The sequence below is a fragment of the Bacteroides sp. MSK.20.82 genome, assembly GCF_019052485.1.
Lineage (GTDB): Bacteria > Bacteroidota > Bacteroidia > Bacteroidales > Bacteroidaceae > Bacteroides > Bacteroides thetaiotaomicron.
Window position 1 is genome coordinate 300700 of the sequence record NZ_JAHQUN010000001.1, and the last position, 26013, is coordinate 326712.

25 protein-coding genes are annotated in these 26013 nt (G+C 44.1%); 18 read left to right on the top strand and 7 right to left on the bottom strand.

What is annotated here, in order from left to right:
• Positions 1-83 precede the first annotated feature (83 nt).
• Positions 84-1010: a hydrogen peroxide-inducible genes activator gene (locus KTR07_RS01285; RefSeq protein ID WP_008766770.1), complete on the top strand. Its 927-nt coding sequence runs from the start codon at positions 84-86 to the stop codon at positions 1008-1010.
• 6 nt (positions 1011-1016) lie between these two features.
• Here the strand turns inward: KTR07_RS01285 and KTR07_RS01290 are convergent, their stop codons facing one another.
• Positions 1017-1949: a DMT family transporter gene (locus tag KTR07_RS01290; RefSeq protein WP_008760419.1), complete on the bottom strand. Its 933-nt coding sequence runs from the start codon at positions 1947-1949 to the stop codon at positions 1017-1019.
• A gap of 121 nt (positions 1950-2070) precedes the next feature.
• Between KTR07_RS01290 and KTR07_RS01295 the strand changes: the two genes are divergently transcribed.
• Positions 2071-2760 carry an MIP family channel protein gene (locus KTR07_RS01295; protein ID WP_032841205.1) on the top strand — a complete coding sequence of 230 codons (690 nt, stop codon included), beginning with the start codon at positions 2071-2073 and terminating at the stop codon, positions 2758-2760.
• Between the two features lie 118 nt (positions 2761-2878).
• Here KTR07_RS01295 and KTR07_RS01300 read toward each other — a convergent pair whose 3' ends face one another.
• Positions 2879-3601 carry a NigD-like protein gene (locus tag KTR07_RS01300; RefSeq protein ID WP_008766768.1) on the bottom strand — a complete coding sequence of 241 codons (723 nt, stop codon included), beginning with the start codon at positions 3599-3601 and terminating at the stop codon, positions 2879-2881.
• Positions 3602-3780: 179 nt separating this feature from the next.
• Here KTR07_RS01300 and KTR07_RS01305 point away from each other — a divergent pair, with 179 nt between their 5' ends.
• The 11 genes from KTR07_RS01305 to KTR07_RS01350 all read left to right on the top strand — a co-directional run bounded on the left by KTR07_RS01305 (position 3781) and on the right by KTR07_RS01350 (position 17745).
• A complete protein-coding gene (locus KTR07_RS01305; RefSeq protein WP_008760422.1) occupies positions 3781-4329 on the top strand; it encodes an RNA polymerase sigma factor in 549 nt (182 codons plus the stop codon).
• 8 nt (positions 4330-4337) lie between these two features.
• Positions 4338-5594 (top strand): outer membrane beta-barrel protein, encoded by a 1257-nt coding sequence (locus KTR07_RS01310; RefSeq protein WP_008766767.1) that lies wholly within the window; start codon positions 4338-4340, stop codon positions 5592-5594.
• Positions 5595-5774: 180 nt separating this feature from the next.
• A complete protein-coding gene (locus KTR07_RS01315) occupies positions 5775-6362 on the top strand; it encodes an RNA polymerase sigma-70 factor (RefSeq protein ID WP_008766766.1) in 588 nt (195 codons plus the stop codon).
• Between the two features lie 73 nt (positions 6363-6435).
• Positions 6436-7413 (top strand): FecR family protein, encoded by a 978-nt coding sequence (locus tag KTR07_RS01320; RefSeq protein ID WP_113748637.1) that lies wholly within the window; start codon positions 6436-6438, stop codon positions 7411-7413.
• 170 nt (positions 7414-7583) lie between these two features.
• The gene (locus tag KTR07_RS01325; RefSeq protein WP_008766764.1) at positions 7584-11003 is read left to right on the top strand and encodes a TonB-dependent receptor; all 3420 of its coding nucleotides are present in this window, start codon (positions 7584-7586) and stop codon (positions 11001-11003) included.
• A gap of 12 nt (positions 11004-11015) precedes the next feature.
• On the top strand, positions 11016-12359 hold the full coding sequence (locus tag KTR07_RS01330; RefSeq protein ID WP_008766763.1) for a RagB/SusD family nutrient uptake outer membrane protein: 1344 nt from the start codon (positions 11016-11018) through the stop codon (positions 12357-12359).
• Positions 12360-12380: 21 nt separating this feature from the next.
• Positions 12381-14912: a glycerophosphodiester phosphodiesterase family protein gene (locus tag KTR07_RS01335; protein ID WP_008766762.1), complete on the top strand. Its 2532-nt coding sequence runs from the start codon at positions 12381-12383 to the stop codon at positions 14910-14912.
• 14 nt (positions 14913-14926) lie between these two features.
• Positions 14927-15847 (top strand): glycerophosphodiester phosphodiesterase family protein, encoded by a 921-nt coding sequence (locus KTR07_RS01340; protein WP_062695267.1) that lies wholly within the window; start codon positions 14927-14929, stop codon positions 15845-15847.
• A 15-nt stretch (positions 15848-15862) separates the two neighbouring features.
• Positions 15863-17221 carry an MFS transporter gene (locus KTR07_RS01345; RefSeq protein WP_117981232.1) on the top strand — a complete coding sequence of 453 codons (1359 nt, stop codon included), beginning with the start codon at positions 15863-15865 and terminating at the stop codon, positions 17219-17221.
• A 117-nt stretch (positions 17222-17338) separates the two neighbouring features.
• Entirely contained in the window at positions 17339-17473 is a 135-nt protein-coding gene (locus tag KTR07_RS28605) for a hypothetical protein (protein WP_008766759.1), read from the top strand.
• Positions 17474-17490: 17 nt separating this feature from the next.
• Complete coding sequence (locus tag KTR07_RS01350) at positions 17491-17745, top strand: hypothetical protein (RefSeq protein WP_008766758.1); 255 nt, start codon at positions 17491-17493, stop codon at positions 17743-17745.
• A 156-nt stretch (positions 17746-17901) separates the two neighbouring features.
• Here KTR07_RS01350 and KTR07_RS28310 read toward each other — a convergent pair whose 3' ends face one another.
• Complete coding sequence (locus KTR07_RS28310; protein WP_165938008.1) at positions 17902-18168, bottom strand: hypothetical protein; 267 nt, start codon at positions 18166-18168, stop codon at positions 17902-17904.
• Between the two features lie 166 nt (positions 18169-18334).
• Here KTR07_RS28310 and KTR07_RS01360 point away from each other — a divergent pair, with 166 nt between their 5' ends.
• Together KTR07_RS01360 and KTR07_RS01365 are read left to right on the top strand one after the other, a co-directional pair.
• Positions 18335-18667 carry a type II toxin-antitoxin system RelE/ParE family toxin gene (locus tag KTR07_RS01360; RefSeq protein ID WP_008766756.1) on the top strand — a complete coding sequence of 111 codons (333 nt, stop codon included), beginning with the start codon at positions 18335-18337 and terminating at the stop codon, positions 18665-18667.
• Complete coding sequence (locus KTR07_RS01365) at positions 18648-18953, top strand: helix-turn-helix domain-containing protein (RefSeq protein WP_008760436.1); 306 nt, start codon at positions 18648-18650, stop codon at positions 18951-18953. The genes KTR07_RS01360 and KTR07_RS01365 overlap by 20 nt, the downstream gene beginning before the upstream one ends.
• 69 nt (positions 18954-19022) lie before the next feature.
• Here KTR07_RS01365 and KTR07_RS01370 read toward each other — a convergent pair whose 3' ends face one another.
• Both KTR07_RS01370 and KTR07_RS01375 read right to left on the bottom strand, forming a co-directional pair.
• A complete protein-coding gene (locus KTR07_RS01370; RefSeq protein ID WP_181981930.1) occupies positions 19023-21137 on the bottom strand; it encodes a BT4734/BF3469 family protein in 2115 nt (704 codons plus the stop codon).
• Positions 21138-21223: 86 nt separating this feature from the next.
• On the bottom strand, positions 21224-21454 hold the full coding sequence (locus tag KTR07_RS01375; protein ID WP_008760437.1) for a DUF4248 domain-containing protein: 231 nt from the start codon (positions 21452-21454) through the stop codon (positions 21224-21226).
• Positions 21455-21647: 193 nt separating this feature from the next.
• On the opposite strand from KTR07_RS01375, the gene KTR07_RS01380 reads away from it, so the two are divergent.
• Genes KTR07_RS01380 through KTR07_RS01390 form a run of 3 tightly spaced genes read left to right on the top strand, consistent with a single transcriptional unit; the run spans position 21648 to position 22814 of the window.
• A complete protein-coding gene (locus tag KTR07_RS01380; RefSeq protein ID WP_008766754.1) occupies positions 21648-22151 on the top strand; it encodes an HU family DNA-binding protein in 504 nt (167 codons plus the stop codon).
• Between the two features lie 59 nt (positions 22152-22210).
• Positions 22211-22378, top strand: coding sequence for a hypothetical protein (locus KTR07_RS01385; protein WP_008766753.1), 168 nt, complete (start codon positions 22211-22213; stop codon positions 22376-22378).
• Positions 22365-22814 (top strand): N-acetylmuramoyl-L-alanine amidase, encoded by a 450-nt coding sequence (locus tag KTR07_RS01390; RefSeq protein WP_008766752.1) that lies wholly within the window; start codon positions 22365-22367, stop codon positions 22812-22814. Before KTR07_RS01385 ends, KTR07_RS01390 begins: the two co-directional genes overlap by 14 nt.
• Here the strand turns inward: KTR07_RS01390 and pflA are convergent.
• Together pflA and pflB are read right to left on the bottom strand one after the other, a co-directional pair.
• Positions 22807-23532, bottom strand: coding sequence for a pyruvate formate-lyase-activating protein (gene pflA / locus KTR07_RS01395; RefSeq protein WP_032841249.1), 726 nt, complete (start codon positions 23530-23532; stop codon positions 22807-22809). The genes KTR07_RS01390 and pflA overlap by 8 nt on opposite strands.
• 16 nt (positions 23533-23548) lie before the next feature.
• Positions 23549-25777, bottom strand: a complete 2229-nt coding sequence (gene pflB, locus KTR07_RS01400) for a formate C-acetyltransferase (RefSeq protein ID WP_016268114.1) — start codon at positions 25775-25777, stop codon at positions 23549-23551.
• Between the last annotated feature and the right edge of the window lie 236 nt (positions 25778-26013).

The following is a 26013-nucleotide window of genomic DNA, read 5'->3' on the forward strand; positions in this document are numbered from 1 at the left end:
GATAAGGCGGAAAATGCTTGTTGTCAAACTGATAATTTCTATCTTTGCATAGAAGAAATCTATAACTTAATCATATTTGATAGATGACAATACAACAATTAGAATATATATTGGCGGTTGATCAGTTCCGTCATTTTGCCAGAGCGGCGGAATATTGCCGCGTGACGCAGCCCACGCTGAGTGCTATGATCCAGAAACTGGAAGATGAGCTGGGAGTGAAGTTGTTTGACCGTACGGTGCAGCCGGTCTGTCCCACAGCGATTGGAGAAAAGATCATTGATCAGGCACGTGTCATTCTGGCACAGACAGCGCAGGTGAAAGAAATAATCAGTGAAGAGAAACAGTCACTGGCAGGCGTGTTCCATTTGGGGGTATTGCCTACCATAGCACCTTATTTACTTCCCCGCTTCTTCCCCCAACTGATGGAAAAGTATCCGGAACTGGATATACGTGTCACAGAAATGAAAACACAGAATATCCAGCAGGCATTGCATGCCGGAGATATTGATGCCGCAATTATAGCCAGCAAATTGGAAGACACTTTCCTGAAAGAAGAAACACTTTTCTATGAAACATTCTTCGGATATGTATCCTGCAAAGAACCTCTGTTCAAGCACGACGTGATACGCACTTCCGATATAACGGGCGAACGTCTCTGGTTATTGGACGAAGGGCATTGCTTCCGTGACCAGCTTGTACGTTTCTGCCAGATGGAAACGGTCAAAGTCAATCAGATGGCCTACCATCTGGGAAGTATGGAAACCTTTATGCGTATGGTAGAAAGCGGAAAAGGAATCACCTTCATTCCCGAACTGGCTGTTTCGCAACTGAACGAAGAACAAAAGAAACTGGTACGTCCGTTTGCCATTCCCCGTCCTACACGGCAGATAGTGCTTGCGACCAATAGGGATTTTATCCGTCATAGCCTGCTCAATGTACTCAAAGAAGAGATACTGGCAGCAGTACCCAAAGAAATGCAATCCCTGCAATCCATTCAGTACTTGCTGTAATATTGTTTATTCCTGCGTACTGCTTCCGGCTGTATGGCGTTTCAACCATCGCCCTATTTCAGCTCCCTTAAAATAGATAATGAGGGAGCTGACTATGATAATCATTCCTGCAACGGTACTGAATGTCGGATACTCTCCCGGGAGCATGATCCAGCTAAGTATGGCGCCCAATATCGGGTTGATCAGTCTGCACATATTGATATCACTCACTTTGGCTCCTTTACTCTGTAAGGCGATAAACCAGAAACTGAAAGCAAAGACCGAGATAAATACCAGAATAGAAAGACTGATATAGAATCCGGCAGGCTTTCCGATAAATGAATGATACCCTTCCGTACCTAATCCTATCATATAGATGAGCAGTCCGCCGAAGAACATCTGCACGGCATTCAGGAAAATAGGGTTTATCTTGCCTTTATCTTCCGATACCGAAATCGCGGAATATCCCTGAAAGATGATACTGAGCAGCAGAAGTACAATTCCCGTGATCCCTTTCCAGTCCAGCGGAGCGCCATTGCTGCCCATGCCTACGATAAGCAGCAAACCGATGAGGCTGACAATAAGGCTGATAATCTTGTGCACATTCAGCCGGTCATTGCTGGCCAGCAGATGGGCTAGCAGTACATTGATCAGAGGTGTCATTCCCATAATGATAGAAGAGATAGCCCCGCTGACGAAATCGACTCCGAAATAGAAAGCCGTGTACCCCATAAACATATTGATCAGGATCAGATTCAGAAACAGTTTGCTGTGTTGGCGTATTTCTTTCCACATTCCCTTATGCCAGGTATAAGCAAAAAGAATGATACCTACAGTGGTAAAGCGGATTCCTGCAAAGTTCATCGGCGAAAAGTCGTAACTCAGCCCCTGCTTGATAAACGGATTGACGATAGCCCATAATACAGAGGCCAGTATAGCATAAAAAAGTCCTTTTTTCATTTTATGGTTTGGTGGTTTTATTCAAAAATGCTGCAAAGATAGTAATAATTAGGCACATACATTTTGAATCTAGGTATTAATTCCTTATATTTGGAGAATCAACCATTTTTTATTTAGTAATATGAAAAAATACATTGCAGAAATGATTGGGACGATGGTGCTCGTCCTGATGGGATGTGGAAGTGCTGTTTTTGCCGGCAGTATGGCTGGTACTGTAGGAGCCGGCGTGGGAACGGTCGGCGTTGCTTTGGCATTTGGACTTTCAGTAGTGGCGATGGCGTATGCTATCGGAGGTATTTCGGGATGTCACATCAATCCTGCTATTACGTTAGGAGTATTCCTCTCGGGTCGTATGAATGGAAAAGATGCGGGTATGTATATGCTTTTCCAGGTTATAGGAGCGATTATCGGTTCGGCTATTCTTTATGCCCTGGTGACCACCGGCGGGCATGACGGACCGACGGCTACCGGTTCCAACGGCTTTGGTGACGGCGAGATGCTACAGGCATTCATCGCAGAAGTGGTCTTTACTTTCATTTTTGTATTGGTGGTGCTGGGGTCTACCGATCCGAAGAAAGGGGCGGGAGCTTTCGCAGGCCTTGCCATCGGTCTTTCTCTGGTATTGGTGCATATCGTATGTATCCCTATTACAGGTACTTCCGTCAATCCGGCACGTAGCATCGGTCCGGCATTGTTCCAGGGTGGAGAAGCGTTGTCGCAGTTGTGGCTGTTTATTGTAGCGCCGTTTGTAGGAGCGGCTGTCAGTGCGCTCGTCTGGAATTATTTCGGTGACAAGAATGAAAAGAAATAATAAGAAGAAATAAACGGATCACTTTATGATAAAATTAAGGGCGAGAGTTTCACAACTGTCGCCCTCTTTTGCGTAATTATATATTATAATAAAAAGAGTGTTTCTATAATTACTAGATTTAATTAGATGAGGGGAATTTCACTTCATAGAATTTTTCCCCGTTATATAAGGTCTTGACACGTATTCTGAGTCCTTTCTTGCCTTTCATCTGATCTTGAATCTTATCCAGTTTGAAAGATATATACCCTTCGCCCAGACGGTCGGCGGTGTCGCCTTCGTCGTTATGCCGGAATTCAAGATCGATATACTCATCGTTGGCATCATCGGCAGCGGGTTCAGCTTCCTTGTTGTTGATGACCAGATTCAGGAAATGTTTCTTGTCCTCGCTATGCGTGCCGTAATATTGGAATTCGATTGTCAGATATTTCTTGTCTTGGGTAATCCACATATAAGTAGAATTGATTTTATCGTCTCCGATCTTCTCTTCCGTATTTTCTCCTTCCCCCATAGTCACGATTTCTTTGGTCAGGATCTCTTTTATTTCTCTTACCTGAATATTATAGTCATATCCCTTCACCGGTTCTTCCAGCTCTTTGAATATCACAAAGGCGCGTTGCCCGTCTTTATTCTTGTCACTGATCCATCCGTTTCCATTGCTCGGGAACATTGTTTTTCCATCATCCAGAGTGAAATAGAAATCCTTGCTATCCGGGCTGATCAGATTGATGGTGCTGATGACCAGTGAATCGGATGAGGAGTCATCATCATCCAGACACGACTGAAGTATCGGCATTGTGGTCATAACAGCAATAATAAATGCAATGAATTTAAATTTCTTCATATACTATAAAAATGTTTTTTAATGAGTACTATTTACTTGCTTTGTACTCTGAAAATGCAAGGGGGGAGAAAATATTGCATTTGGATCTGTTAAAGAAACAAAAGTTGCAAAAGAGTTGTTCTCTCTGTGCAGTATTTCTATCTTTGCTGCATTTATAAGGTAAACACGTGTATAAGCAAATGGAAGAATTTGAGTTGTCGGAACAATGCAGGCTGGGAAATAATCGAGCCCGCAAAGAATTGTATGAGCATTATGGAGGGCGTTTGCTAGGCGTCTGTCTGCGCTATACCGGCGACCGTGATACAGCTCAGGATCTGCTTCACGATGGTTTTATAAAGATATTCAGTTCTTTCGACAAGTTCACCTGGCGGGGTGAAGGCTCACTGCGGGCCTGGATGGAACGAGTGATGGTCAATACCGCTTTACAGTATCTTCGCAAGAGTGATGTAATCAGTCAGTCTACGCCTTTGGAAGAAGTACCCGAAGATTACGAGGAACCCGACGCTTCGGCTGTAGAGATGATTCCGCAAGCGGTATTGATGCGATTTATCGAAGAGTTGCCGGCAGGATACCGTACCGTGTTCAACCTTTACACCTTCGAGGAAAAATCGCATAAGGAAATAGCACAGTTGTTAGGTATTAATGAGAAGTCATCGGCTTCGCAATTATTTCGGGCGAAGAGCGTGTTGGCTAAGAGAGTAAAAGAATGGATAATGAATAACGGATAGGTAGAGATATGGAAGAGAAAGAATTATGGATGAATAAGTTGAAGGAGAAGCTCGGGGATTACTCGGAGCCGCTTCCTGCTTCCGGTTGGGAACAACTGGAAAAAGAACTTATGCCTCCTGTGGAGAGGAAGATATATCCTTATCGTAAATGGACGGTAGCCGCTGCGGCTGTCATTTTATTGGCTTTGGGGTCATCGGTCAGCCTGTATTTCCTCGGGACTCCTGCTGCTGATGAAATTCGTCATGCCAAGACTCCGGCGTTAGCCTCTGTTCCGGATGTTTTGCCGGATGCGCAGCAACCGGATATGACAGGAACAACGATAGAACCGGTAGTGCGTCCGGTAGTGAAGAACCGCATCGCGAAAGCGGAACGGAACATTCCCCAACCAACGGCAAATATCGACGAACCGGTGAAGAAAGAAGAGCAACCTTCGGAGCTGAACGCTCAGACCGGCGACCGGAAAGAAAAAGAAGAAGTGGAACCGGTGGAAGAAACGAAAGCCATCCGGCATAAGCCCGCAGATACGGAACAACCGAGAAATAAGCCACGCCGTCCTTCCAGCAGAGACAAACTGCATATTCCGGCAGAAAAAGCATCTTCGCAGAAAGGCACGTGGTCGATGGGACTTTCGGTAGGTAACTCCGGTGGTGCTTCTACAGAGTTGGGATCGGGCATTCCTTCTTATATGTCCCGTGTGAGCATGGTATCGGTATCAAACGGTCTGCTGAGCATACCCAATGATCAGCAATTGGTCTTTGAAGATGGAGTACCATATTTGCGTCAGGCCAATCAGGTGGTCGATATGGAACACCATCAACCTATCTCCTTCGGATTATCTGTCCGCAAGAGTCTGGCGAAAGGGTTCTCTGTCGAAACAGGATTGACTTACACCTTGCTTTCTTCGGATGCAAAGTTTGCGGACAGCGACCAGAAGACCGAACAGAAACTGCATTATCTGGGTATCCCGTTAAAAGCGAACTGGAACTTCCTTGATAAGAAACTGTTTACTCTTTATGTATCCGGTGGAGGTATGATTGAGAAATGTGTTTATGGTAAGCTGGGCACGGAAAAGGAAACTGTGAAACCTTTGCAATTCTCCGTCTCCGGTGCAGTCGGCGCACAGTTTAATGCCACCAAACGGGTAGGTATATACGTAGAACCCGGTGTTGCTTATTTCTTTGATGATGGTTCTGATGTACAGACCATCCGTAAGGAGAATCCGTTCAACTTCAATATTCAGGCGGGTATCCGACTTACTTATTAGTCAATATAGTTGAGCTATATATTTTAAAAGCGATATTTTACCAATGACGGTTAAAATATCGCTTTTAAAGTTTTATGTGCAGAAACTCTGCTGAAAAATCGGAAATCTGAGAAAATATTAATATCATTGTCACCTGTTTCTGACCGATGGTAACATACCTTTGTTGCAAAATTCTAAGCTATGGTGGATTCTATAAATGAAAAACGTTTATTAACCGAATTAAAGAACGGCTCTTTTCAAGCATTTGAAAGATTATATAATATGTATAGCGGTAAGTTATACAACTTCATTATGCGAATTTCTTCCGGCAATCAATATATGGCTGAAGAAGTAGTTCAGTCTGCCTTTATACGTGTTTGGGAAGTACGTGAGCGAGTAGAGCCGGAGTCTTCATTTATTTCTTTTCTTTGTACCATCGCCAAGAATTTATTAATGAATATGTATCAGCGTCAGACTGTAGAGTATGTTTACAATGAATATTTGAAAAATACTGGAGTAGACCGTGACTCCCAGACAGAAGAAAGTATTGACTTGCGATTCTTGAATGAATATATCGATTCTTTGGCTGAAGAATTGCCGGCGCAACGGAAGAAAATCTTTATTCTGAGCAAAAGGCAAAATTATACAAATAAAGAAATAGCGGAGATGATGGGCATTTCCGAAAGTACAGTTGCCACGCAACTATCTTTGGCCGTGAAGTTTATGCGTGAGCAGTTAATGAAGCATTATGATAAAATCGTTGCGCTTCTGTTTGCCTTTTTTTGTTAATGAAATGTAATTGTAATCTTTGCTTTTGGATGGCAGATAGGATGAAAATGTATACCTGTAAATAAGTAGGAAGATGGATAAGATACATTATAAAGAGCTGATTGAAAAATATTTCGAAGGAAATATAACGGACACTGAAATAAAGGAGTTGTCCGATTGGATAAAGAACGACCGTCAGTTGCAAAACTGGTGGGAACAGGAGTTTACCAAGTCGGATGCCGCTATTGATCCGATACTGCGTGATAAACTCTTTGCACGGATAAAAGAAGGAACACTGAAACATACGTCACCGAGAACGAAGGGCGTGAGAACTCTCCCTATGATTCCTTGGAGGTGGGTGGCTGCTATTTTGTTACCTGTCTGTATTGCTTTTTTCACTTATTATTTGATCGATTCGTCGCAAATGACCAGTGCGCCTTTTATTGTCAAAGCAGATAAAGGTGATAAAGCTACAGTTGAATTGCCGGATGGAACGAATGTAGTGCTTAACTCAGCTTCTCAATTGAGTTATCTGAATAATTTTGGAGAGAAAGTCCGCAGAGTGCAACTGAATGGTGAGGCCTACTTTAAAGTCGCTCCTGATGAGAAACATGCGTTTATAGTGCAGGTAGGTGATTTGGAAGTAAAGGTATTGGGGACTTCCTTCAATGTATCTGCTTATGAAGATGCAAAAGACATTACGGTTGTTTTGTTGGAAGGGAAAGTAGGAATTTACACTCAGGAAACTTCGCGTATGATGAAGCCCGGTGATAAAATAGAATACAATAAAACCACTCATCAACTTGTTGCTACCCAAGTGCATCCCAATGATTATATTGAATGGACGAAAGGAAATATCTATTTCGAGAAAGAATCGTTGGAAAACATCATGAAAACTCTTTCACGGATTTATGATGTGGAGATACGTTTCGATTCGAATAAACTTCCTAAAGAATACTTTACGGGAACGATTCCTAGTGGCGGCATACAGAACGCCTTGAATATTCTCATGCTTACTTCGCCTTTTTATTATGAAATGGATGGCTCGGTCATTGTCTTGAAAGAGAAGTAGATAAGCATCTTTATCATGAAATTAGATATAGCCATTCCTGAGTTTTCCCCCGGAATGGCTTTTTAATTTATGAAGAACCGTTAGTTAACAAGAGTTAAAGATAGATAGCCGATTGGACGAAAGGGGAGAGCAGTCGGTATACCTGTCAAACAACTTAAAAGTTTTGATATATGGAAAACAGAACACCCTTTGTGAAACTCCCTCAGTCTACAGCAGGGAGAAGTAAGAACTGGAGAACATTACGGGCCATTTGTCTGCTACTGTTCATGAGCATTTCTTTGACCGCTTATTCTCAAATAACGGTTGATTTGAAAGGCATCTCGTTAAGAGCCTCATTAAAAAAGATTGAGCAAGTTAGTAATTACAAGTTTTTCTACAGTGAGAGTCTGCCGGAATTGAGTTGGAAAGTTTCATTGAACGTTCGGGATGTAACGATCGACCAGACCATGACACGTCTTTTGGAAGGAATGGAACTGACTTACAAAAAAGAACAGGAAAACGTCATTGTGTTGATTCGTAAAACACAAAGTAAACAACTGACGAAAAAAGTAACCGGAACAGTTGTCGATGCCAACGGAGAACCCATTATCGGTGCAAGTATCGTGATTAAAGGTGAGTCTCACGGGACAATAACGGATTTTGATGGTAAGTTCGCATTGCCCGACGTACCGGAGAAAGCAGTCTTGACCATCTCTTATATCGGTTACAAGACAGTCAATCTTGCTACTACCGATCAGACATTGGTAAAGGTAGTACTTGAGGAAGATAGTAAGATGATCGATGAAGTCGTAGTAGTAGGTTATGGAGTTCAGTCACAGAAGCTGGTCACTACCTCTATCAGTAAAGTGAAGATGGAGAATATAGATCAGGGAAATGATTACAATCCGATTAAGATGTTGCAAGGTCGTGTGGCAGGTGTGAATATATCTTCTGCCTCCGGAACACCGGGTGAAACTCCCAATATAACTGTTCGTGGTATCGGTTCCGTTAGCGGAGGAAGTTCACCGCTGTATGTAGTGGATGGAATCCCCAGCGAAAAATATCCGAATTTGAATCCCAATGATATTGAGAGTATGGAAGTGTTGAAAGATGCGTCGGCAGCGGCAATCTATGGTTCGCGTGCCAATGCCGGGGTGGTGCTGATCACTACCAAATCGGGGCAGCAGGGGAAAACAAAGATCGAAGTATCCGGCCGTTACGGCTTTGCCTCCCTTGCCAGTGATATAGAGATGGCTAATTCAACGGAATACATGAATACTATGCAGGCTGCTATTGATAACTACAATGTGCAGATGGGAACCAACCTGCAACTGTATATTCCTTCTCAGATTCAGGAAACCGACTGGGTGAAAGAGATTTCAAGAAAGAACTCAAAGACGGGTACCGGTTCTATCAGCATTTCCGGCGGAAATGAAAAGACTACTTTTTTTGCTTCCTTAGGAGCCAATACTCAGGAAGGCTATTTGAATAAGAGTAAGTATGACCAATACAATATGCGTGCTAAGTTCTCACATAAAATAAACAGCATCTTCAAACTAAATATGAATCTGGCAGGTTCGGCAAGTCGTTCGGACTTATTGGAAGAAACGAGTACCAGTTTGAAAGTATTGCGTACAGCTCGTGAGGAACAACCTTGGTATTCTCCTTACAAAGAAGACGGGACATCCTATAAAGTGAATGGAACGGATATCCTGCGCCATAATCCCCTCATGTTAATAAATGAAGAAGACTGGGTAGCAAAGAAATATCAGTTGTCGGGAGTATTCAGTATAGACGTCACCCCCTTCAAAGGTTTTAAATATACACCGACAGTGAGTGCGTACGGCATTTTGGATAATGTTTCAAAGAAGTTATCGGATAAGCACGATGCCCGTAAAAACAGTAGTGGTTGGGGAGCTTTGGCTCAACAGAAAGACCAGAGTTTCCGTTATGTGATTGATAATGTTTTCTCTTACAATAACGAATGGAATAAACTTATTTACTCAGTTATGTTAGGACACTCTTTCGAGAAATACACTTACGAACAGTTTGGAGCAAAGAGTGATAATTACGCCAATGGTGCCTATCCTTCGTCCAGTTTCGATCTCATTAATGCCGGACCGAACATCTATGCCGGAGATATCAGTTATACTTCCTACGCTTTGGAGTCTTACTTTGGTCGAATCGCCCTGAACTGGGATAATAAATATATCCTGAATGCCTCGTTACGCAGCGATGGTTCTTCCCGCTTTGCGAAGAATAAGAGGTATGGTTACTTTCCCTCGGCTTCTTTTGCATGGAGAGCTTCCAATGAAGGCTTCTTTCCCAAAAACAAATATGTCAATGATGCCAAACTGAGATTAAGCTGGGGTATGACAGGCAGCATGGCAGGTGTCAGCAATTATGCTCCGTTGTCGCTCATTAGTGCGGGAGGCGCATCCTACAATGGCTCTGCCGGATTCCAGATTTCACAGGACGCACGTGCGCTGACTTGGGAGAAAGCAAGTCAGTTCAATATAGGTTTTGATATCGAAATGTTTCAGTCTCGTTTAACCTTGAACGTTGATATGTTCTATCAGAAAACGACCGATCTGCTGTTTAAGAAACCTGTAAATGCAAGTACCGGATATACCACTCTACAGTCTAACATCGGTTCGTTGGAGAATAAAGGACTTGAATTGGCATTAAACGGCAAAATTCTCACCGGAAAATTCAAATGGGACTTGGGAGGTAATATTTCTTTCGTAAAGAACAAACTGCTCTCTTTAATTGAAGGAAGTGAAATGTACGTTGTACCCAGTAGCGGGAGTAACCTTTTGGGTGGTTCCATGCATGCTTTGATCAACGGAGAACCCATCAGTACATTTTATATGTTGAAGATGGAAGGCATTTATCAGCGTGACGATGAAGTTCCCGCCAAACTTTATGCCAAGGGAGTGCGTGCCGGTGATGTGCGATATTTTGATTACAATGAAGATGGCGACATCACCGACGCCGACCGTGTGAATGTAGGAAAAGCTATTCCCGACTTTTACGGTGGTATTACTTCGAATTTCTCATACAAAGGTTTTGATCTGTCATTATTTGGGCAATTTTCCGTAGGTGGAAAAGTGATGGCGGCATGGCGGGGTGTCAATGGTTCCGAAGGTACCGACCATTTAGGTCTGGCACTGTCTAATGTAAAAGTGGGCGACCGTGGAGAATCCGTAGAACAGTTCTTTAATATCAGTAAGGAGGTAGCCAATGGATACTGGCGCGGTGAAGGCACCAGCAACTCGATTCCCCGTCCTGTAAGGATCGGTGTGCATACCGGATATGATTATGACTACAATGTTCAGACATCCACCCGCTATCTGGAAGATGCTTCCTACTTCAAACTGAAAACAGTCACATTAGGATATACCTTGCCGGAATCCATCACGAAGAAAATTCATGTGAACTCTCTGAGAGTTTACGTTTCGGCAGACAACTTGCTGACTTTTACAAAATATTCGGGTTACGATCCCGAAACTTCTTTCTCGGGCAGTCCCGGAGACTCCAATTACGGAGTTGATTTCGGCCTGCAACCAGTGTTGAGAACATTTATCTTTGGTTTGAATCTAAACTTTTAAAAACAGACGAGTATGAAACGATTTTATATGATCAACTATTTACTATGCGGCATTTGTCTTTTATGGATGACAGGATGCTCAAATATGCTGGATGAAATGCGACCGAAGGACAAGATACCTCAAGACGCATTGAGCGAGTCCGACTTGACAAAGTTGCTTAACGGGGTATATGCTGAAATGGAAGAACTGGTTTTCAAGTTCTATATGGACGGTGATGTGAAAGGAGAGAATTTCAAGGCGGGCCCGGGATTTTCCATGAATGATCCGATGTCGATGGCTCCGAGCTCCAAAGATGTATTGGGGCAGTGGCAGAAATGTTTCACAGCCTTAAAGCAAGTCAATTTCTTGGTGGAGACCTACGAAGCATCCTCCAATAAAGACAGTCAGGTGGTGAAACAGACCGGAGGAACCGGCTATTATTTCCGGGCATTGATTTATTATCATTTAGTCACCCGTTGGGGAGGAGCGCCTATTTTACGTAAGCGTACTTACGACGTAGTGCCTATCTCACCCGAAGCCGATGTGTGGAATTTTATTAAAGAAGATTTGGGCAAGGCAGAGAGCTTACTTCCGGAATTTACCGATCGCTTTTACGTATCTTTAAGTGTATGTGATGCATTGAATGCAAAAGTTTGTCTGGCCTTGAAAGATTATACGAATGCGGCTATTTATGCAGACAGAGTGATTACTAAGTCCAATTTCGCATTGAGTACCACATCAGCTGAATATGCTAATGCTTTCATCTCCAATAGTAATAGCAAAGAACTGATTTTTGCTCTGGCCAATAAACGCAGCACGGGATTGTTACTTTTCTATCAGTCTGTTAATGATATTGACCCGACATGGGATTATTCTCCCTCTGCCGATTGCTATAGTCATCTTTATGCCGATACTTCAGTCAAAAAGCAGGATATTCGTGCCAAAGCAGTCTTTGGGGCAGACAATAGCCGGATCATCAAATTTCCGAATGGAAGCACCGGGCAGTTTGTGACCAACGAACAACCTTCTCAAACTCCTATAGTAGTGGCTCGTGTAGCCGAAATGTATCTGATTAAAGCGGAAGCACTGGGAGCAACGAACGGCCTGTCGACCTTGAAAGAGTTTATGAATAAGCGTTATGCTACAGTCTCATTACCTTCAAGCATGAGCGACACCGAGTTTCAGAATCAGATACTGGACGAACGCCATCGTGAACTGTATGCAGAAGGACAGCGCTGGTACGACTTGAAGAGGACCAATCGGTTGGATTTATTTACTTCGCTGAACGGAAGAAACTATTTAATGTACTATCCGGTTCCCCAGTCGGAACGCGATTTGGCAGGAGCCGAAAATTATCCTCAAAACGATGGTTATTAATAAATTAAGAAAGAACAGATTATGAAGAATATAAAAATATTTGCAACGTTTTGCATCTGCTTGCTGCTGTTTTCAGCCTGTTCGGATGACTGGAAAGAAAATGCGTTAACAGCCAAATTCTCTTTTGACAAGTCGCTGTATTATGTCGGAGATGAAGTTCGCATTACTAATGAAACCGTAGGCGGAGAAGGAAACTACACTTATGAGTGGGATTTGGGAGACGGAAAGACTTCAACGGACCCCAATCCCGTAGTCACCTATCAAACGAACGGTGCCTATACGGTGACTCTTCATGTGAAGGATGCAAAAGGCACTTATGCGATGGCTCACAAATTGTTGACCATTGATTCGGAGCCTTTGCCTGAAGTAGGAAATGTAAAACTGAAATGGGTAGGCGGTCATGTGTTAGGAGAAGTACGTTCTACAGCTCCGGCTGTCAGTGATGATAATGGGGTGTATATGACTTCCAATGATCATTATTTACGTAAATTTTCGGCAGCGACAGGAGACCAGCTTTGGGAATTTGACCTTTGGACATCTGCTGACGGCGATGCACCATCCGGAAATACGCATACTACTCCAAGCATTGATATAGACGGAACAATCTACGTAGGAACAGGAGACACCAGTGGCAAAGTAGGACGTGTGTATGCAATAAATCCGGACGGGAGTAAGAAATGGCTGGTGGCAGGTGACGCTGAAAAGGGCTTCTGGAATAAAGGAAACGCTTCCACACCCCGTATCAATTACCTGACCTGTGCCATTGGTGAGAATCATGTATATATGGGTAATGGCGGTTCTACAGGATCAGTGCTTGCAGTAGATAAGGTGACCGGCTATCGGGTAGGATACGTAGCGAATGCGGATAATTCCGGAGGTCCTTCCGGAGGAGTATCTGCCGGAATAGTATTGGCAAACAACACTTTAGTTTGGGGTGGCGGAAAGAATGGATTGTTCGGGGCTTCTGCTTCTGCGTTGAATGCCGGTGGAAATGTAATGTGGGCTTGGCAGGTATTTAGCTCCGGCGATGATAAGCCGTCAGAAAATATGAACGGTTCTCCGGCAGTAGATGAGGCTGGTACTATTTACGGAACAGCTACGTTTGCAGGAATGGGAAGTAGCGCATTTGCTATGGGAAGTGATGGAGTGGAGAAGTGGCGTACTCCTTTGGGCAATGTCGGCACGCTGGATCAAGGCGGTGTTGTGATAGGACTCGACGGAAGCATTATCGTTACAGTGAAACGTGCTCCGGGGGAAGCAACCGGAGGAATCATCTCTTTGTCTCCGGGAGGAGCTATCCAATGGCATTACGGCATTGCGGAAGATGTAAGCGGTTGTGCGGCAATTGATCAAGCAGGAAACATACATTTCGGCACCCAGTCCGGCAATTATTATATCATTAAACCGGAAGAATCGGATGAACAATTGATTCTGAAAAAAGACCTTGCTGCGTTGATTAGTGAAAGTGACTCTCCTTTAAAAGGAGATTGGGAAGCGGGAATCGGTAAAATCTGGAGTTCGCCTACCATCGGACCGGATGGAGCGATTTATATCGGAGTCACCAATACGGTGGACCCTACAAAGAGCGTGTTAGTAGCTTTGGAAGATGAGGGAATTACCGGGGCCGCAACCTCTGCCTGGCCGATGAAAGGGAAGGACAGACGTCACTCCGGAGCCCAATCGGGAGGGAATGGAGAGAATCCCGGTGGAGAAGAAGGAGGACAGTTGCCTATGACGGGGAATTTGAAAGCAGATTTAAAGAGTCTGTTTGAAAGCACCTCTTATAAAGTGTGGCTCTGCGCGCATCGTGGAAATACCCAAAAAGGGATGAAAGAGGGGATTCCCGAAAACTCGTTACCTGCGATAGAACACTCGGTCAAAGCAGGAGTTGAGATGATCGAACTGGATGCACGGCCGACCTCTGACGGTGTGTTGGTATTGATGCACGACAACACCATCGACCGGACAACAAACGGTAGCGGTGCGGTGGGAGACTTTACTTATCAGCAATTACAACAATTTTATCTGAAAGATGCATCCGGCAATATAACTGGCGAACGAATCCCGACTTTGGAGGAAGCGATGAAGAAGGGAAAAGGAAAAGTTTATTATAATCTGGATATTGTCAACAAGAATGTTGCGGTAAATACGATCGTCGCATTGCTTAAAAAATTGGATATGGAAGGTTCCACTTTGCTGTATGTATCCAACAATCGCAATTATGCATTTGATTTGAAGACAGCCAACAGTAGTTTGCTGTTGCACCCGATGGCAAAAGCCGCCGATGATATCACATACTTCTCCTCATCCTACACTGATAATGTACAAATGATGCAGCTGTCTACGTCAGACGCTATGGGTGGAACGATGGTTAATGAGATTAAAGATCAAGGCTGGCTTCTTTTCTCCAACATTGTCGGAGCGAATGATACCAATATGTTGTCGGAAAACTACTCCGGTTTGGTGGGAATGATTAACAAACGCATCAACATTGTGCAAACAGACTATGCTGAAGTAGCTGCCAAATATTTAAAGTCTAAAGGATACAGATAATAGTACATATAGATATGAAGAAATATATAATGATAGGAATCTTATTCGCATTTCCTTTCTGCCTGTCGGCAGACGAACCGGTGAAAGCCATTTATGCGAAGATAACGAACCCTGACAATAAAGAAATCACGGTTGTAGCTCATCGGGCAGACTGGCGTTACGCACCCGAAAATTCACTTGCCGCTATTGAAAGTTCCATTCGTCTGGGAGCTGACGTAGTGGAGCTGGATGTTCAGAAAACCAAAGACGGTCAATTGATCCTGATGCATGACAAAACGCTGGACCGAACGACTACCGGAAAAGGAAAGGTAGCCGAATGGACATTGGATTCTATCCGGACACTCTATCTGAAGAATGGAGCGGCACTCAAAACCAAGCATCGTGTACCTACTTTGGAAGAGGCTTTATGGGTTGCCAAAGGTCGTGTGATGGTCAATCTGGATAAAGCATATCCGATATTTGACGAGATTTTCCCCATCCTCGAAAAGACGGGAACAGTGGATCAGATTATCATGAAAGGTTCCAAGCCTGTGGCAGACGTAAAGAACGACTTAGGTAAATATCTGGACCGTATCATTTATATGCCTATCATTCATTTGGATAAGCCGGGAGCAATGAAGCAACTGGATGATTTTATGACGGAGCTGCATCCCGTAGCTTTTGAACTTCTATTTGTATCGGATACCTGCCAGGTCCCCAAGCAAGTAAAAACGAAGTTGAAAGGAAAAAGTAAAATCTGGTATAATACGTTGTGGGATACGATGGCTGGCGGACATGATGATGATAAATCGTTGGAGAATCCGGACGAAGGATATGGTTATCTGATCGATACACTCGGAGCGGCCATCATTCAGACAGACCGTACTGCCTATCTGCTGGAATATTTGCAATCGCGTAAGAAGCGTAGTGAAAACGGGCAAGATGCGTATCATTAAAATATAGACTTCTTTATGGGATTTAAACTATTGGATTTTTATAAAATCTCTCCTCCGGTGTCCGGGGGAGAGACTGATTCGGAACGCTCTGTCCGTTTCAAGCGTATTCGTTGGGCTACCTTTCTGTCTGCCACTACCGGATATGGCATTTATTATGTTTGTCGTTTGAGTATGAATGTAATCCGTAAACCGATTGTAGAAGACGGAGTTTTTACCGAAACCCAACTGGGGATTATCGGTTCCTGCCTTTTTTTCGTATATGCCGTCGGTAAGCTGACCAATGGCTTTCTTGCTGACCGTAGCAATGTAAAGCGTTTTATGTCTACCGGATTATTGTGTTCTGCTCTGATCAACTTATGTCTGGGATTCACGAATTCCTTCTTTGCTTTTGTTCTCCTTTGGGGGTTGAATGGTTGGTTTCAGTCGATGGGGGCAGCATCAGGAGTTGTGTCGCTGACTCGTTGGTATAGTAGTAAAGAGCGAGGTACTTTTTATGGCTTTTGGTCGGCCAGCCACAATTTGGGTGAAGCTCTGACTTTTATATCCATCGCTTTGCTGGTCAGTTGGATGGGATGGCGTTATGGGATGATCGGTGCGGGAGTGATTGGTTTGCTTGGTTTTCTGATGATGCTTGCTTTTATGCGTGATACGCCTCAAAGTCAGGGCTTTTTGCTAGATCGGCGGGGGACGTCAGATGCTCATTCCGTTTCCGGTAAACAAACCGAGGAATTCAATAAAGCTCAGAAAGCAGTTTTGAAGAATCCTGCTATTTGGATTCTTGCATTATCCAGTGCTTTTATGTATATCAGCCGTTATGCAGTCAATAGCTGGGGTGTTTTCTATCTGGAAGCGCAAAAAGGTTATTCTACTTTGGATGCTAGTTTTATTATATCTATCAGTTCTGTATGCGGAATTGTAGGTACGGTTTTCTCAGGTATTATTTCAGATAAGTTTTTTGCTGGCAGTCGTAATGTTCCGGCTTTGATATTCGGATTAATGAATGTGTCTGCTATTTGTTTGTTTCTATTGGTTCCGGGGGTACATTTTTGGGTGGATGCTTTGGCGATGGTGCTCTTCGGTTTGGGCATTGGAGTGCTGATTTGTTTTTTAGGAGGACTGATGGCGGTCGATATTGCTCCCTGCAATGCTTCGGGAGCCGCTTTGGGAGTTGTCGGTATAGCGAGTTATATAGGAGCCGGTTTGCAGGATGTGATGAGTGGCATTCTGATCGAAGGTCAGAAGACGGTGCAAAATGGAGTAGAAGTTTACGATTTTACATATATCAATTGGTTTTGGATTGGTGCAGCCTTGCTTTCAGTAGTGTTTGCTTTGTTGGTTTGGAATGCAGGAGAGAAAAGAAGTGAAATAAATTGAGTACATTAAAGTAAAAATAGAGTCATTGTTTTTGAAGGTATTAGTCATCATTTCGGGAAGCAGGCAATAGCTGTGCTTTCCGGAATGGCTTTTTTATAATTAATAAAAATCGTTTTTATGGAAAATTCATTGAGTGATGAATTGTTTTGTTCATTGAAGAATGAACTTCGTGAAGTAGATGCACAAATCAGTGTGCATAGTGAAAAACTGTTGGAGCTGATTGACCAAAAAAAAGAATTGTCGTCCAACTGATTCGGGAAGAAGAACAAATGACGCCCACTGTTATCGAATATCGGGGAGATCCGAAACGGTACATTTCTGTCATTCTAGGTGCTATTGACCGGGGGAGGTTGACGTATAATGGAGACGCGAATTGCGAACAGACGTTCCGGTCCTTGTCAAGTGTGATAGATGTCATAAGCCCTAAGAACGGGAAAGCGCTTAGTATCGAAACGTTGGTCTCGTATGAGAAGAAAGAACGTGCCGGGGAGTTTTCAGATTATTCGGAGGGAGATTTTAAATAATCTGTTTCCATCGCTGAACGGTTGAATTAAAAAAGTGGCGGAAATCTGGATGGAAACTTGTTGCAGATTGCCGCCACTTGGGTTTCTATTACTCAATAGTCTCTATTAACCAACGGTTTAAGTTCCGGCTTTCTGAACTAAATTCCACTCCGATCTTTACAATAAGATATTCTTCCTTCGTATATCTTCAAAGGTTTGTATTCCAATAGGAAGTTTACGCATCAAGTTGCCCATATCTGATTCTTTTGATCTTTTGCACATCAAAGATAACAAATATTTCCTGAAGTCTGCTTCAATTGGTGGGTTGATTTGAAAATGCGGTGAGAAATCGAAAAAAGACGGTTGTGTTTTTCCGATTTCCCGCCGTCTTTTTGGAGAAAGAAAAGGTAAAAAGTGAGAGGAGTGAGAGAGGATTTCTAACATTCGTATTTTTTTTAGAGAAATATAGAAAGTAGAAATAAAGAAATAAAATAGAAAAAGTTTCAATTCCTCTCTCACTCCTCTCACTTTTGTGGGTGAAGATGATGAAAAATAATATAAAACGAGGAAATGTGTTGTATAGTTGAACAACATTTCTTATATTTGCGTTATGAAAAGAGAAATAATAGCATATAAAGGATACTTCAAAGAATTCTTTGAAAATTTAGATGCTGGCACCCAAGATAAGATATTGTATGTGCTAATGTTATTGCAGACACAAGACAGAATACCTTTGAAATTTATGCGGTTGATAGAAGAAGGACTTTATGAACTTCGTATCGAGTACCAAAGCAATATATATAGAATATTCTTTTGTTTCGACGAAGGGCGTATTGTGATTCTGTTTAACGGTTTTCAAAAGAAAACCGAAAAAACACCAAAGAAAGAAATTGATAAAGCAAAGATATTAAGAAAGGAGTATTATGGAAGCAAAAACAAATGAGGAATTCTTTAATGTCAGTGCATTAATAGATGAGCGTTTTGGTAAGGAAGGAACAGCTTCTCGTGCAGAGGCAGAAGAAAAGGCCTACGCCTTTTATACAGGACAGATTATCGAGGACGCAAGAAAAAAGGCTAAAATCACTCAGGCTGAATTAGCCCGGCGTATCGGCTCTGACCGTTCTTATATTTCAAGAGTAGAAAGTGGTCAGACAGAGCCTAAAGTATCTACTTTCTATCGTATAATGAATGCGTTAGGCTGTAAAATCGAATTTTCAATGATTTTGTAAAAACAATAAATGCAGAGTATCTGTCAAGATGACTCTGCATTTTGCTATATTCACAAGGCTTTCCCGCTTCTATTCATACAGCCTGTTTGATTTTACCTGCTCGATATCTATAATAAATACGGCATATCGGCGCCCGTTATTTCCTTTTTTAGATTCAAAATGGTGCTTAGTCATCACCTTCCCCAACTGTATTTTTGATCCGATGGAATACTGATAACCGGTACGCTCACGTATTAGTTCCGCAATCTCACTGACAGTCAGATAATAAACCTTCTCAAAACGTTCCGGCTTGCGGATATGCGTAAGAACCATTTCTTCTTCCGGTGAATGAAAGATGAAAGCCTCGTTATTCTCTTCAAGCCGTTCATTGTCCGCTTGCGTGAACCAGTATTGGTACCCCGGCTTATTCAGCAGATATTTGATCTGAGCATAGAGCTGCGCATAATTGATGGTAATAAATTGGATGGAATAAGGATGAAAACAAAGGAAACGCCGGTTGCCTGTCGTGTCGTGAAGCACTTCCTGATAATTGCAGGTTCCTGCAAAAGAGGCCGTATGAGGGAAGTTTTGCGAACGGCGTGCATATGGCAGACGGAAACTGATCACTTTGCGCGTTACCAAATCTTTGAATGCATTCAGTTCCCGACCGCTCATCCCTTCAAACTCGTCGAGATTGATCAGCATGGCCTGCGTTATTTTGGCTAAATCATCTTTATTGTTCGAATTGATTAGTCCGGTAGAGAGATAAGCACGCAGTTCGGGAGGCAGGAGATTATTGATAAAGGTAGTCTTTCCTATGTTCTGTATCTCGCTGCATAGCAGAAGTACCGTGTGATTGACAATATTCTCCTGAGTAGCCGCTGCGCACATCGCCACCAGATAACGTTCCAGGCATTCCGCCCAAAACTCCTGATGACTCGTCTGGACACTATCCGCCAGGATACGGATATAGTCGGTTCCGTCCCATTCGGGCAGTAATTCAAAATACTCGCGAATGGGATGATACGACTGGCTGAAATCGGAGTAAATCAGATTTTCGATTGTTTTGACAGTGCAGGGATATCCCAGCTCGTTGATTTCTATCCAGATACTGTTTTCCATCATCTCATCCAAGATGCGGAAAGGCTCCGGTTTCTCGGTGTCGGGACGCCTTCTGCGATATTCCATGATATGCAGCACTTCATTGTAGCGTGTTTCGTAGTGCTCGCTGATATATTGTTCTATCCGTAATCTTCGTTTCTGCGTGCCATTCAGTTTACAGGTATTAAATTCGTCGGTATGAGCGTAGGCGCTATTGATCAAAGAGACTGTCTCGTCCGCCGGAAAGTCTGTAAACTGGCTTTTGATAAAGGCGGATGTTTCCTCCTGCGGAATGCCGTAGCGATTGAAGGTACATGAGAGATGGTGCAGATAATTGTTCCGGTTGCCTGCTATGTATTTTTCGGACTTGTTGTGATAGTAAGTTAAAGTCAACACCAAAGAAGCGTTGGCGGAATGGGCGTTGAGTGCTGTGTCTTCATTCGTCGGGGTGCCGTCCGGAGGAGTCTGTTGTTTACTGCCGGAGAGATTTTTACGATTTGAAATCTTGTAGGATGCCTGAGGTTGATCTACAAGAAAAGCGTCAGCGTTCGGATTGAAATAGATCTCCGGATCGTAAGAGAACAGACAAGTGCGTGCCACATCCTGACCGGAGGTGTCGATTTCTATCCGACAGAGTTCGGTGTAAAAAGAAACGAGTCTGGTGTAAGCTGCATGATGGAAGTCTTCTATTTCCTGAAGGGTTTCGGGCAATGTCTCATCCGGATGGCATGCGCGCACTATGATTTTCACGCCCATCCCTTTGGGACTGATAAAGGCGATGCGGGTGTAATCGCATCTCTTGATGATAGGGAGGATGCGTGCCAATTCTTCTTTGCTGAGGTGGTCGATGTCTATCACGATGTGTCCCAGATATTTGACGAGGTTCACTTTGGTACGCCTTCCTCGGTAGCTGGCGGAGAAGGCGATTGCCGGCAATTCTTTTTTCTTCTCATTGGCAGCCTTTTCTCCTTGCTCTGCAAAGATGCGGCGTATTTCTTCGACTTTTTCCCGGTAGGTAAAACTGCCGATAGTGGACACTATTTCTTCTTCGGTCATCTCTGCTATTGCGTAGTAGAAACCTTGAAATATGGTGAAATGTTTCATTTTTATTTTGATTATTGTTTGTCGATGCAAAGGAACTTCTTTGCGGAAATGTGTAAAGGAACTTTGTATAAAATGGCAATAAGTTACTACGGTTCGCCCAAAAAGTGTATGATAGTTGCCACTTGTTTCGGCGAAAGGAGACGGTTGCGTGCGCGGTAGCCTTCCTGTTCGAGTTCGTGCAGGAGAGGGAGGTTGTAAATAATCCAACGACGAAGTATTTGTAAAGCAACTTTGAGGCAGACATGGGGATTGTAAAGGTGAGCCAGTTCCGCTTTGGTATAGGTGCGGATAAGGAAAGAATCTTCTTTGTAATTCATGATGTTTTCTTCTTGTTTTATGCTATAAAGTTACATAAAATTCCTTGTTTTTCAAAGGTTTGACTTCATTTTTATTCGTTGGGAATCAAGAAACTTCGTTGGGGAATATGGCTTGTCCGGCTATCCTTATCTTTGTGCTGTTAACAAGAAAGGGATGCATCCTACGTATTATAAACTTTAAAATTATTTTATTATGGCAATGACAGTATCTTATTCAGTGGTGCCGCGCAAGAATCCTGCAAAAAAGAGTGAACCGGCAAAGTATTATGCACAGGCGCAGGCGTCGGGTGAGCTGGACTTTGAAGAGTTGTGCGAAGCGATCACCAGTCGTTCTACTTGTACGGAAACGGATGTACGTGCGGCTATTTCGGGTATTCTTTACGAAGTGAAGCGTGCGTTGAAGGCAGGAAGAATTGCGAGACTGGGTGATTTGGGCAGTTTGCAGATAGGACTGAACAGTGAAGGTGCGGCATCGGTCAAGGAATTTTCCGGTTCGATGATTAAGGGGGCGCATCTTATTTTCCGCCCCGGTAAAACGCTGGCGGAATTGATGAAGATTCTGAGTTACCAGCAAGTGCTGACTCGTGCGGTGGCGCAGGCGGGTGCAGGCGATGGCGGGGGAGAAGACCCTGACAAGAATCCGGATTCCGGTGGTGATGGCTCCGGTGATGAAGAGGCTCCGGACCCTACGGTATAATTGGCAGACGGGTCAAGGTAATAACGAATTAGAATAACTTCCATTAATATTTTGATAAGATGAAAGAAATAGTAAACCGGATTTTAGATGTGATCATGTATCTGATTCCTTTCTTCGGAAAGAGAAAGCGGGACAAGGTGGTGAGAGAAGTGCGCTATCATACTACTTGTAAGGAGGTGTGCAAAGTGAAAACGACGGAAAGGGAAAAGGAACATGAGAAAGATTAGTCTGATTGTGATCCATTGTTCCGCCACCCGTGTCGATTGCGACTTTACGGCAAAGGATGTGGATACGGCTCACCGTTATCGTGGCTTTTCGTGCTGGGGGTATCATTATTATATACGCAAGTCGGGCGAGATTGAGCCGATGCGGGATGAAGATACGGTCGGAGCTCATGCACGTGGCTACAATGCGATCAGCTTAGGTGTATGCTATGAGGGCGGTCTGGATGAGAATGGAAAAGCGGCGGATACGCGTACACCCCGTCAGAAGGAGGCGCTACATCGCTTGGTACACGAATTGTTGCAGCGTTATCCGGAAGCTAAAGTAGTAGGGCATCGGGATTTAAGTCCCGACACCAACTATAATGGGATCGTAGATCCTTGGGAACGGATTAAAGAATGCCCTTGCTTTGAGGTCATTGGAGAATTCTCCATTAATTAACTACTACCGTAGTGAAATACTCTTTGAATACCTCCGCAGCTTTTTCAAGCTGTTCGGGGGTATTTTCTTTTACCCCTTTCATCTTGTATTCCTGTCCCATCGCTTCGTACTTATGTACGCCCAGTGTATGGTAAGGCAGTATTTCCACCCGTTGGATCATCTTGTATTTTCCGAGTGCTTCTCCCAGTGCGCGTATGTCTTCTTCAAAATCGCTGTATCCGGGCACTAGCACATAACGCAGCCAGAAAGGTTTTCCCTGTTCTTCCAGCCAGGCGGCCGTGCGGATGGTTTGCTCGTTGCTTCTTCCGGTGAGCGTCTGATGGCGGTTGGGATTGAATTCCTTTATATCCAATAACACAAGATCGGTCAGCTTGAATAATTCTTCTACGTCTTCGTTCCAAAGTCCTCCGTTGCTGTCCAGACAGACATGGATGCCTTTTTCTTTCAGTTCGCGGACCAGCGGGACGAGTGCTTTCGCCTGAAACGTCGGTTCGCCTCCAGAGAAAGTGATTCCTCCTCGTTTCCCGAAGAAGGGGCGCTGGCTCATTGCCATGCGGACGATTTCTTCCGGTGGGGTAGGCGTGCCTCCCTTTCCTGCTATCGTATCCGGATTGGCGCAATAGAGGCAGCGGAAGTTGCATCCTTGAAGAAAAACGACGAGCCGTAAGCCCGGCCCGTCGAATGTTCCCATACTTTCGTATGAATGTACGTTTATCATCATATAGAGTAATAGATTACATACGTTCGTGGAAGCTACGGCTGATAACTTCCAGTTGGTGTTCGCGGCTCAGCTTCACGAAGTTTACGGCATAACCGGAAACGCGGATGGTCAGCTGCGGATAGTTCTCCGGATGCTCCATGGCATCGTATAGCATATCACGGTTCAGTACGTTTACGTTCAGGTGGTGGGCACCTTTGGTGAAGTAACCGTCCATCATCGTTACGAGGTTCTCGATACGGTCTTCGTCCGTAGCACCCAGTGATTTCGGAACGATAGAGAAGGTGTTGCTGATACCGTCCTGTGAGTCACGGTAACGAAGTTTCGCTACAGAGCTCAGAGAAGCGATCGCACCATTCTTATCGCGTCCGTGCATCGGGTTGGCACCCGGAGCGAAGGCAACACCTTTGGCACGTCCGTCGGGAGTAGCACCGGTCTTTTTGCCGTACATCACATTGGAAGTGATAGTCAGCAAGGAGAGGGTAGGACGGGCATTCTTGTAAACAGGCAATTTCTTCAATTCTTCGCTGAAGAAGTATACCAGGTCTACGCCGAGGTGGTCTACCTTGTCGTTGTCGTTACCGAAGCAAGGGAATTCTCCTTCGATGTCGAAACCTTCTGTCAGGCCGATATCGTTGCGGCGGGCAGTTACTTTCGCATATTTGATGGCAGACAGTGAGTCGAGTGCGATGGAAAGTCCGGCAACACCGTAAGCAAGGTTTATGCGCGGGTTCGTATCTACAAGAGCCATCTGGGCCTTCTCGTAGTAATACTTGTCGTGCATATAGTGGATGATGTTCATCGCTTCGTTGTATACGCGGGCGATTTCGGTCAACACTTTCTTGTAGTTGTCCATTACTTCTTCGAACTTCAGCGTGTCGCTGGTCAGTACGGGGATGTTCTTCACCATGACTGTACCGGTATTCTCGCAACGTCCGCCGTTGATGGCAAGCAACAGGGCTTTGGCCAGGTTGCAACGGGCACCGAAGAACTGAATCTGCTTGCCTATTTCCTGGTATGATACGCAGCAGGCGATTCCGTAGTCATCGGACTGACGTACTTCACGCATCAGGTCGTCGTTTTCGTACTGGATAGAAGAAGTGTCGATAGAAACCTTTGCACAGAATTCTTTGAATCCTTCCGGAAGTTCCGGGCTCCAGAGTACGGTCAGGTTCGGTTCCGGTGAAGGGCCGAGGTTGTACAATGTCTGCAGAAAACGGAAGGAGGTCTTTGTCACTTTGGTACGTCCGTCGTTGAGACGTCCGCCCAGAGATTCGGTTACCCAGGTCGGGTCGCCTGCAAAGATGTCGTTGTATGATTGCATACGCAGGTGGCGGACCATACGCAGTTTGATGACAAACTGGTCGATCAGCTCTTGCGCGAACGATTCGGTGATGGTTCCTTTGCTCAGTTCATATTCCAGATAGATATCGAGGAAAGAAGAAACGTTACCCAGTGACATAGCGGCACCGTCTTGTTCTTTGACGGCGGCAAGGTAAGCCATATATACCCACTGTACGGCTTCTTGTGCCGTGTAAGCGGGACGGCTCAGGTCGAGACCGTAGTATTCGCCCATCACTTTCATGTCTTTCAGTGCCTTGATCTGTTCTGCCACTTCTTCGCGCAGGCGGATGCGGGCCTCTGTCATCGGACCGGTGAGGTTGTGCAAATCTTCCTTCTTTGCTTCGATCAGACGGTCGATGCCGTAAAGAGCCATACGGCGGTAGTCACCGATGATGCGTCCGCGTGCATAATTGTCGGGAAGTCCGGTAAGGAATCCCAGCGAACGGAAGGAACGGATTTCTTCCGTATATACGTCGAATACTCCGTCGTTGTGCGTCTTGCGGTAGTGAGTGAAAATATCTTTTACGCGGTCGTCCACTTCCACGCCGTTTTCGTGACAGGCTTTGCTGACTACGTTGATACCTCCGAAAGGCTTGATGGCACGTTTCAGAAGTTCGTCTGTCTGCAGGCCGACGATCAGTTCGTTTTCCTTGTCGATATATCCGGCCTTGTGGGAAGTGATGGTTGATACGGTAACATTATCTAATGAGCGGACACCGTTGTTTTCTCTTTCTTCTGCCAGTGCTTCGAGGCAGCGGTTCCATACGGCTTTGGTACGTTCTGTAGGTCCTTCGAGGAATGAAGCATCTCCGTAATACGGAGTGATGTTATGACTTACGAAATCTCTGACGTTGATTTCGCTGCTCCAAAGACCGTCTTTAAAGATCTTGTTTAATTCCATAAAATGATAAAATTAGAGGTTGTAGTTATCCTATTCTTTAGAGCGCACAAAGTTACAATCATTTTTCATATAATCAGCATAAATATGCTCTATTTTATGCTTTTCAACATAAAATACCTATTAATTGCTATCCTTAGGAAAAGATTAGATTAAATTTTTAGTGAAAACTCTTGCAAGTTTAAAATATCTTCGTACCTTTGCACCGCTTTTAACGAAAAGCACTTCTGACAAGGAAG

Coding starts and splice junctions, on each gene's coding strand:
- KTR07_RS01350 (WP_008766758.1), top strand. CDS start 17,491: ATGACGCCCACTGTTATCGAATATCGGGGAGATCCGAAACGGTACATT.
- pflB (WP_016268114.1), bottom strand. CDS start 25,777: ATGGAATTAAACAAGATCTTTAAAGACGGTCTTTGGAGCAGCGAAATC.
- KTR07_RS28605 (WP_008766759.1), top strand. CDS start 17,339: ATGGAAAATTCATTGAGTGATGAATTGTTTTGTTCATTGAAGAATGAA.
- KTR07_RS01390 (WP_008766752.1), top strand. CDS start 22,365: ATGAGAAAGATTAGTCTGATTGTGATCCATTGTTCCGCCACCCGTGTC.
- KTR07_RS01295 (WP_032841205.1), top strand. CDS start 2,071: ATGAAAAAATACATTGCAGAAATGATTGGGACGATGGTGCTCGTCCTG.
- KTR07_RS01340 (WP_062695267.1), top strand. CDS start 14,927: ATGAAGAAATATATAATGATAGGAATCTTATTCGCATTTCCTTTCTGC.
- KTR07_RS28310 (WP_165938008.1), bottom strand. CDS start 18,168: ATGTTAGAAATCCTCTCTCACTCCTCTCACTTTTTACCTTTTCTTTCT.
- KTR07_RS01310 (WP_008766767.1), top strand. CDS start 4,338: ATGGAAGAGAAAGAATTATGGATGAATAAGTTGAAGGAGAAGCTCGGG.
- KTR07_RS01290 (WP_008760419.1), bottom strand. CDS start 1,949: ATGAAAAAAGGACTTTTTTATGCTATACTGGCCTCTGTATTATGGGCT.
- KTR07_RS01300 (WP_008766768.1), bottom strand. CDS start 3,601: ATGAAGAAATTTAAATTCATTGCATTTATTATTGCTGTTATGACCACA.
- KTR07_RS01330 (WP_008766763.1), top strand. CDS start 11,016: ATGAAACGATTTTATATGATCAACTATTTACTATGCGGCATTTGTCTT.
- KTR07_RS01370 (WP_181981930.1), bottom strand. CDS start 21,137: ATGAAACATTTCACCATATTTCAAGGTTTCTACTACGCAATAGCAGAG.
- KTR07_RS01385 (WP_008766753.1), top strand. CDS start 22,211: ATGAAAGAAATAGTAAACCGGATTTTAGATGTGATCATGTATCTGATT.
- KTR07_RS01305 (WP_008760422.1), top strand. CDS start 3,781: ATGGAAGAATTTGAGTTGTCGGAACAATGCAGGCTGGGAAATAATCGA.
- KTR07_RS01360 (WP_008766756.1), top strand. CDS start 18,335: ATGAAAAGAGAAATAATAGCATATAAAGGATACTTCAAAGAATTCTTT.
- KTR07_RS01315 (WP_008766766.1), top strand. CDS start 5,775: ATGGTGGATTCTATAAATGAAAAACGTTTATTAACCGAATTAAAGAAC.
- KTR07_RS01345 (WP_117981232.1), top strand. CDS start 15,863: ATGGGATTTAAACTATTGGATTTTTATAAAATCTCTCCTCCGGTGTCC.
- KTR07_RS01320 (WP_113748637.1), top strand. CDS start 6,436: ATGGATAAGATACATTATAAAGAGCTGATTGAAAAATATTTCGAAGGA.
- KTR07_RS01325 (WP_008766764.1), top strand. CDS start 7,584: ATGGAAAACAGAACACCCTTTGTGAAACTCCCTCAGTCTACAGCAGGG.
- KTR07_RS01365 (WP_008760436.1), top strand. CDS start 18,648: ATGGAAGCAAAAACAAATGAGGAATTCTTTAATGTCAGTGCATTAATA.
- KTR07_RS01375 (WP_008760437.1), bottom strand. CDS start 21,454: ATGAATTACAAAGAAGATTCTTTCCTTATCCGCACCTATACCAAAGCG.
- KTR07_RS01335 (WP_008766762.1), top strand. CDS start 12,381: ATGAAGAATATAAAAATATTTGCAACGTTTTGCATCTGCTTGCTGCTG.
- KTR07_RS01380 (WP_008766754.1), top strand. CDS start 21,648: ATGGCAATGACAGTATCTTATTCAGTGGTGCCGCGCAAGAATCCTGCA.
- KTR07_RS01285 (WP_008766770.1), top strand. CDS start 84: ATGACAATACAACAATTAGAATATATATTGGCGGTTGATCAGTTCCGT.
- pflA (WP_032841249.1), bottom strand. CDS start 23,532: ATGATAAACGTACATTCATACGAAAGTATGGGAACATTCGACGGGCCG.